Origin of the sequence: Mammaliicoccus sp. J-M41 (assembly GCF_022385935.1) — a bacterium.
Classification (GTDB): domain Bacteria; phylum Bacillota; class Bacilli; order Staphylococcales; family Staphylococcaceae; genus Mammaliicoccus; species Mammaliicoccus sciuri_A.
The window spans coordinates 23,034-30,170 of record NZ_JAJNIR010000030.1; the positions used below are offsets into that span (position 1 = coordinate 23,034).

Genomic DNA, 7,137 nt, shown 5'->3' on the forward strand with positions numbered 1-7,137 from the left:
ATTCCACGAATAAGCCTTTATGGTTTGTTCGTTTTTTTATTTATATAAAAATCGTAAATAGTATGTAAAAATGTAGTAACATACTTTTACGTTGCATGTTATAATAATGGTGCTTTTAATTAAACGAAAAGGGTGGACAATAAACAATGTTTTTAATCATCAACATAATTGGTTTGTTGGTATTCATTGGTGTCGCTTTTCTTTTTTCTAGAGACAAAAAGAATGTTGATTGGAAATCAGTCTTAATACTAATTGTCATTAACTTAGTATTAGCATGGTTCTTCACACAATTTTCTTTCGGGGCGAGATTCGTTAAAGGTGCGGCTGACGGCGTATCATGGCTTTTAGAATCTGCTTTTTCGGGAATTGGATTTGCATTTGGTAGCTTTACAGCACCAGGACCAGGGAAAATGGATATGGCAGTTTCAGCGTTACTACCAATTTTACTAGTTGTACCAGTATTCGATATTTTAATGTATTTAGGTATTTTACCGAAATTTATTTCAATGTTAGGTTGGGTTATTTCAAAAGTAACAAGACAACCTAAATTTGAGTCATTCTTCTCAATTGAAATGATGTTCTTAGGAAATACGGAAGCATTAGCAGTTTCATCTAAACAATTAACATCTATGAATAAAGTCAGAGTACTTACGCTTGCAATGATGTCTATGAGTTCTGTATCAGGGGCAATTGTTGGTGCGTATGTCACAATGATACCAGGAGAATATGTATTAACGGCAATACCATTAAACATCATTAATGCGATTATTGTAACAACAATTTTAAATCCATTTGATTTAGACCCAGAAGATGATGTCGTGGCTGAGATAGACGAAGGGGAAAAACAGCCATTCTTCTCATTCTTAGGGGATTCAGTTATCAATGCAGGTAAACTTGTATTAATCATTATCGCATTTGTTATCGCATTTGTTGCGATTGCAGACTTGATCAATAAATTACTAGGTATTATGGATCCAATTCCATATTTACCAAACATAAGATTAGAGTATATCCTCGGAATCTTTATGTTCCCATTTGCAATTTTACTTGGTATGCCAGTTGGAGAAGCGTGGGTAGTTGCTCAACAAATGGCTCTTAAGATTGTAACAAATGAATTTGTTGTCATGAGCACGATCAGTAAAGAAATAAGTGAGTATTCAACACATAGAGCAGCAGTAATTAGTACATTCTTAGTATCATTTGCTAATTTCTCTACTATTGGTATGATAATAGGTACTTTGAAAGGTATCGTCAAAGAAGATGTATCTAATTTCGTATCTAAATACGTACCATTGATGTTGTTATCAGGTATATTAGTATCACTATTAACAGCAGCATTCGTTGGATTATTTGCTTGGTAAGTTCAATAAACACTTTTAAAGTTTAAATTTAAAAGCAACAAGCACATTTAATGTACTTGTTGCTTTTTTTTATAAAGGGGGATATATCATGCTCAAAAAAGTATTAGATATATCGAGTATTGTTTTGTGGTTAATTTCTGTCATATTAATAATGATTAACTTTGCTGATTTACCTGACAAAATTCCGAGTCATTATAATTTTGCAGGAGATGCAGATGCATGGTCGACTAAGACTTTTATATTCTTTATGCCTGTATTAGGATTATTGTTATGGCTTATGCTTCATTATTTAGCCAGCAATCCAAAGTTAGATAAATACATACATGTTCCATCACTTTATGGTCAACCAAATAAAGCCCAAATTGAAAATGCTAAATTATTAATTTACTTTATTAAATTTGAAATGATGGCATTATTTACATTTCTCGTCATTAAAGACTTGTATACGGCGCTTGGTATGCCTTTTAAATTGGGTGTTTGGGAATCGATAATTATTTTAAGTGTGTTAGGCGTGACGATTATCATATTTATGGCTCGAAATCATATGTTAGATAAAAATGAAAATACGAAATGAGTGAAGATAAATGTCTGAATGTACTTGGCCAAGTAGTGATTTAATGAAAAAATATCACGAAGATGAATGGTGTAGAATTAATAAAAATGATGATTACATCTTTGAGATGCTATCATTAGAAGGTGCGCAAGCTGGCCTGTCTTGGGAAACGGTCATTCAAAAGCGTGAAGCCTATCAAGCAGCTTTTAAACAATTTAAAATTGATCAATGCGCAGCGTTAACAGATGAAGAATTAGAAAACATTAAAACTGAATATAATGTCATTAAACATATAGGTAAGATAAAGTCCGTAAAAAGTAATGCATTATTAGTTCAAGAAATACAACAAACATATGGTAGCTTTGCAGATTTTCTTTGGTCATATGTAGATGGCAAGCCGATTATAAATGAATGGCAGGACATGTCAGAAGTTCCGGCAGAAACAGAGCTTTCTATTAAATTAAGTAAAGACTTAAAGAAATTAGGCTTCAAATTTGTTGGACCTAAAATTATGTATTCTTTCTTGCAGAGCATCGGTATTATCGATGATCATCTCATTACCTGTCCATATCACAGTTATAATAGAAATAAAAAGGGTTAGGACAATCGTTAAAGCTTGTCCTAACCCTTTGTGTTATTTCAAAATTATGCATCTTTGTCATTATTAAGATTTGTTTGAATAAATGATTCTACTGAATCTCTTAATTCGTTAAATTTCTCGGTATCCATGTTCAAATCTTTGAATGTTTTGTAAATTTCTTCTAAGATTTGACCTTGTGTTTCGACACCTGATTCAGTAAGAGAAACACGTAAGTTTCTTTCATCATTAATCGCTCTTTCACGATTAACGAATCCTTTTTCTTCAAGTTTCTTTAATAACGGTGTTAAAGTCCCAGAATCTAAGTATAGTCTGTCGCCTAAAGTTTTAATATTGATTACTTCGTTTTTATCTATAGCTACAAGAACGATATAACCTGTATATGTTAGGTTATATTTCTTCAATATCGGTGTATATTTTTTTATAAGCTCTTTTGACGCAACATATAACATGAATCCAAGTTGTTTGTTGATTGGTGGTATATCCATTTCATTATCCTCCTTACGTCAAAATTAAGCCTATTATGAAATGAAAACAAAGTCAAGCTATTTACGAAATGTTCATAAAATAGAAAAAATATCGCACTCAATTCAGTTTTGGAAAATCTCAGTTATAATATAAATTAGAATTTTTTTGAAAGAAAAGTTAAATTGTAATGTTATTTTTGATATTCTATTATAGATATAAAGATAAAGTGAGGTGTATAGTATATGAATCAACAACGTTATCCTAAATCTTTAGTTCAAGAGATTGTGATGAATGCTGGTTTAGTCTTGTTAGAAGCGGGATCGGAGGCTTTTAGAGTTGAAGATACGATGTATAGAATGGCTAAACGATTAGGGTATCCGAATAATCAATGTTATGTCAGTTCAACGATTATAAATTTCGCTTTAGATATTGATGATAATATTAGAGTTTATAGAGTTAGTAAACGAGATACTAATTTAGGCAATATCCACCGAGTAAATAATATTTCTAGAATGTTAGATAAAGGGCAAATATCTGCTGAAGAAGCATTGAAGCGTATTCGTACTATACATAAATCTCCATTACCATACTCATTACCGTTTAAAATGATTGCTGCAGGTTTCATTTCGATTTTCTTCCTATATTTATTTAGTGGACATAAAGAAGATATCATCGCTACATTTATTGGTGGTGCAATAGGTTATTCTATAGTAGAAATCCTACATTCATGGACACGTGTTAAATTTATAGCAGAAATTATAGCGGCAAGTGTCATCGCATTAATCGCCATTTATAATCAAATGTTATTTGGAGGAGAAGCGTTAAATATTGCGATTATATCTGCAGTTATGCCGATTGTGCCAGGTGTACTTATAACGAATGCGATTCAAGATTTATTTTTAGGACAATTATTAGTTGGTATATCTAAAGGATTAGAAGCAACTTTTACTTCTATTGCCATTGGTGTAGGTGTAGGTATCGTGTTGTTAATATTCTCATAAGAGGTGAATTATGGTTATAACGATAATATTAAACATTGTATTTAGTTTTGGTACGTCATTCTTATTTGCTTTATTATTTAATTCACCTAAATATTTATTAACCCCGGCTGGTATCGTTGGTGCCATCGGGTGGGTTGCTTTTCAAACGGGTATGATAGTAAATGGATCTGATGTACAATCTTCATTTATTGGCGGTTTATTTATAGGTGTGGCAGGACATATCATGAGTAGAAAATTCTTCTCACCAGTTATTCTCTTTATTATTCCTGGTATCATACCACTTGTACCTGGGGGCACAGCCTATGAAGCAATTAAAAATTTAATATTAAATGATTATCATGAAGCATTAATTACGATGATAAAAGTTGCACTTATCTCAAGTTCAATAGCACTTGGGTTACTCATAGCAGATTTATTATCGAAAGTTTACTATAAATTTAAGAAACATCGACAATTAAATAAAGTTAAATAAAAAGGTTATCACGCATGTATTGTCATTAATAAGCGTCATAACCTTTTATTTTTATTCGTAAATATATTTAAGGACTTCTAATGCTTGGTCTACTGTCTCAACGGTGACATTCGCTTTGTTAGATAACTCTTTAAGTGGGTGAATTAAGTCAGTTGGTCGTATAAGTATTAACGGCTTGTTTAAAGCAATCGCCGTAGAAGCATCCATTGCCGTATTCCATTGTTTATATTTTTCACCAAATAATGCAATAACAACATCTGCTTTATTCATTAACACTTGTGTACGAAAATTATTAATATCAGAAGCGGCATGATCTTTATAATAATTATTAGGTTGCTCACCTAAAATAGATTCGCCAATATTATCAGAACAATCATGGTTAGTTTGTGGACCAACAAACGTTAGTGGTAAATTGTGCTGTTCCGCTTTCTGAGTGATTTCTTCTCTCCAATTATCATGAATTTGTCCTGCTAAATAAATCGTTAAATTTGTCATACGAATATTCACTCCTTTTTTATTAGTTTAACATATTTAAAACAATCGCTTTCTTTGATATGATTAGAAAAATATAAATAAAAAAGTATGGAAGAAGGCTCTCAATATGCATACAATCGAAAAAACAGCTATTCAAGAAAATGAAATAGAAGCTTTATCAACAATATGTAGAACGACTTTTAAAGATACATTTATAGACGACATGCCACAAGAAGATATGAATCAATATTTTGAAGAAGCATATAATCATGAAATACTTTTAAGCGAACTGCAAAACAAAGAATCATGGTACTTCTTTGCCAAAATCAATCAAGAAATAGCAGGGTATATGAAACTTAACATTGGATCAGCACAAACAGAACCAATGGGAGATGACTATCTAGAAGTACAACGTTTATACATGTATAAACAATTTCAGTCAAAAGGAATTGGCAGTCAACTCATGAAAAAAGCCTTTGAAATTGCTAAAGAACAACAAAAATCAAAACTGTGGCTAGGTGTATGGGAACATAATCACCAAGCACTGAACTTCTATACTAAACATGGCTATAAAATAGTAGGATCTCATCAATTCGTAGCCGGTAATGACATATCAACCGACTATATCGTTGAGACAGAAATATAGTGATGAATATAATACATAAAAAAGAGACCTAATTCCAGGTCTCTTTTTTTAAGGTAAATATGAATCATTTTATAAATTCTACATAAAATCTGAAAAGTAATCTCTATATTTAAAGTTAACATATGATCCGATTATAAAAGTGATTAGGAGAAAAACAAAGTTATATATCACTAAATCCCAATTATTAATAAAGAACCATTCTTTATATAGAATCGCTGATCGGTATCCCTCAGCTAGAAAATAAATGGGGTTATATTTGATGATATTTATGACAATTTTATTATCTGGTAGATAAAGAATAGATGATACAAAAAATAACATTCTCATTAAAGCTTGTATAATCATTTGAGTGTCTCTGATTATTACATTTAAAGTCGATGTAAATATAGCTATAGATATCGAAAGTAAAAGTGCATATGGAATAAATATTAATAATTGTATTAAATATATAGATGGTGTGAATCCAGCAATAAAGCATATTAAAGTTATAATACCCAATATCACTAAATGACTATAAAATTTACTCACTACGATATAACTAGGTAATATTGAAATTGGAAAGTTCATTTTTGCTACTTGATAATATTTCATAGTAATAGACCTAGTTCCATCTAGAATCCCCTGATTAATAAAAACCACATACTTATTCCAACTATTAACCAATAAATAAAGGGAATATCTTCTATTTGCTGATTGTTTTTAAATCCAAGGCCAAAAATAAACCAGTATATTGCAATTTGGATCATAGGGTTTATTAACTCCCATGCCGTACCTAAATAGTTATTCGTATTTGCAATTCTAATTTCAAAATTAGCTAACCTTTTAATTAAATAAATATTTTTAACCTGTTCTTTTAAAATGAATACAAAAGATGACATACACGTGCGCCTACTTTATTTAATAATTATTGTTTTTACATAATTCAACTATAATTCCGTTTATTTGTAAATATTGTTTTGAAGTAGGCGATCTTTGTTGTAAAATTAACTTAAACGTAGTGAATCATAGGCAGAAAAATATATTATGTAAATCACTGCACCTTAGACAAAGGATCTTAATAATGGTGTATTTAGGAGTGATTGCATTGCTATTCTTAATAATTATTTTATTCATTGTAGGCTATACTGCTTTTGAAACATGGGGACAGGTTTATGGAATAAAGAGATATAATAAAAAAGTTTCCAAAAAGCTATTTAGAAGTATATTAGTAACAAATATAGTATTGTCTATATTATTTATCATTATCTTTGGTTTTGCTTATTAATCGAAGATATTAGAAATCATGTGTATTGAATTGGAAAAATTATGTTAATTTTACACATGACATGAAATGCAATAGGTGGTATAATGTTACTAACAAAAGCAATTGTTGTGACTCAACACCACCCCCCCTCACTACTGCCATAGTGAGGGGGTTTTTGATTGTGTAATTAAAACCATACGCTATGCGTATGGTACAGTATGGTTTCACCCTTGTATTAAAAAATGCATCTCTACATGCTAGAATAATATTTGGTCAGCCAACCAAAATTAACAACACGAGGAGATGCATTAAATGTCATCA

At 30.7% G+C, this 7,137-nt stretch carries 8 protein-coding genes and 1 pseudogene; 6 read left to right on the forward strand and 3 right to left on the reverse strand.

Features of this window, described 5'->3' with window-relative positions; translation table 11 throughout:
- The first annotated feature begins 146 nt into the window (after positions 1–146).
- The 3 genes from LQ686_RS10770 (at position 147) to LQ686_RS10780 (ending at position 2,515) form a co-directional block, all read left to right on the forward strand.
- Positions 147–1,361: a NupC/NupG family nucleoside CNT transporter gene (locus LQ686_RS10770; protein ID WP_119493860.1), complete on the forward strand. Its 1,215-nt coding sequence runs from the start codon at positions 147–149 to the stop codon at positions 1,359–1,361.
- 88 nt (positions 1,362–1,449) lie between these two features.
- Positions 1,450–1,935, forward strand: a complete 486-nt coding sequence (locus LQ686_RS10775; protein ID WP_107565275.1) for a DUF1648 domain-containing protein — start codon at positions 1,450–1,452, stop codon at positions 1,933–1,935.
- A 10-nt stretch (positions 1,936–1,945) separates the two neighbouring features.
- A complete protein-coding gene (locus LQ686_RS10780) occupies positions 1,946–2,515 on the forward strand; it encodes a DNA-3-methyladenine glycosylase I (RefSeq protein ID WP_025905005.1) in 570 nt (189 codons plus the stop codon).
- Between the two features lie 44 nt (positions 2,516–2,559).
- Here the strand turns inward: LQ686_RS10780 and LQ686_RS10785 are convergent, their stop codons facing one another.
- A complete protein-coding gene (locus LQ686_RS10785; RefSeq protein WP_025905006.1) occupies positions 2,560–3,000 on the reverse strand; it encodes a MarR family winged helix-turn-helix transcriptional regulator in 441 nt (146 codons plus the stop codon).
- A gap of 222 nt (positions 3,001–3,222) precedes the next feature.
- Here LQ686_RS10785 and LQ686_RS10790 point away from each other — a divergent pair, with 222 nt between their 5' ends.
- Positions 3,223–3,981, forward strand: coding sequence for a threonine/serine exporter family protein (locus tag LQ686_RS10790; protein WP_107565274.1), 759 nt, complete (start codon positions 3,223–3,225; stop codon positions 3,979–3,981).
- A gap of 10 nt (positions 3,982–3,991) precedes the next feature.
- Positions 3,992–4,453 (forward strand): threonine/serine exporter family protein, encoded by a 462-nt coding sequence (locus LQ686_RS10795; RefSeq protein WP_103360459.1) that lies wholly within the window; start codon positions 3,992–3,994, stop codon positions 4,451–4,453.
- 51 nt (positions 4,454–4,504) lie between these two features.
- Here LQ686_RS10795 and LQ686_RS10800 read toward each other — a convergent pair whose 3' ends face one another.
- Positions 4,505–4,948, reverse strand: a complete 444-nt coding sequence (locus LQ686_RS10800) for a YtoQ family protein (RefSeq protein WP_107565273.1) — start codon at positions 4,946–4,948, stop codon at positions 4,505–4,507.
- Positions 4,949–5,054: 106 nt separating this feature from the next.
- Between LQ686_RS10800 and LQ686_RS10805 the strand changes: the two genes are divergently transcribed.
- Positions 5,055–5,573: a GNAT family N-acetyltransferase gene (locus LQ686_RS10805; protein ID WP_239733321.1), complete on the forward strand. Its 519-nt coding sequence runs from the start codon at positions 5,055–5,057 to the stop codon at positions 5,571–5,573.
- A gap of 78 nt (positions 5,574–5,651) precedes the next feature.
- Here the strand turns inward: LQ686_RS10805 and LQ686_RS10810 are convergent.
- Positions 5,652–6,451: pseudogene (locus LQ686_RS10810) on the reverse strand (ABC transporter permease).
- Between the last annotated feature and the right edge of the window lie 686 nt (positions 6,452–7,137).

What these genes read in the sequence shown, in the direction of transcription:
- LQ686_RS10770 (WP_119493860.1), top strand. Translation starts at nt 147, where the DNA reads ATGTTTTTAATCATCAACATAATTGGTTTGTTGGTATTCATTGGTGTC.
- LQ686_RS10775 (WP_107565275.1), top strand. Translation starts at nt 1,450, where the DNA reads ATGCTCAAAAAAGTATTAGATATATCGAGTATTGTTTTGTGGTTAATT.
- LQ686_RS10780 (WP_025905005.1), top strand. Translation starts at nt 1,946, where the DNA reads ATGTCTGAATGTACTTGGCCAAGTAGTGATTTAATGAAAAAATATCAC.
- LQ686_RS10785 (WP_025905006.1), bottom strand. Translation starts at nt 3,000, where the DNA reads ATGGATATACCACCAATCAACAAACAACTTGGATTCATGTTATATGTT.
- LQ686_RS10790 (WP_107565274.1), top strand. Translation starts at nt 3,223, where the DNA reads ATGAATCAACAACGTTATCCTAAATCTTTAGTTCAAGAGATTGTGATG.
- LQ686_RS10795 (WP_103360459.1), top strand. Translation starts at nt 3,992, where the DNA reads ATGGTTATAACGATAATATTAAACATTGTATTTAGTTTTGGTACGTCA.
- LQ686_RS10800 (WP_107565273.1), bottom strand. Translation starts at nt 4,948, where the DNA reads ATGACAAATTTAACGATTTATTTAGCAGGACAAATTCATGATAATTGG.
- LQ686_RS10805 (WP_239733321.1), top strand. Translation starts at nt 5,055, where the DNA reads ATGCATACAATCGAAAAAACAGCTATTCAAGAAAATGAAATAGAAGCT.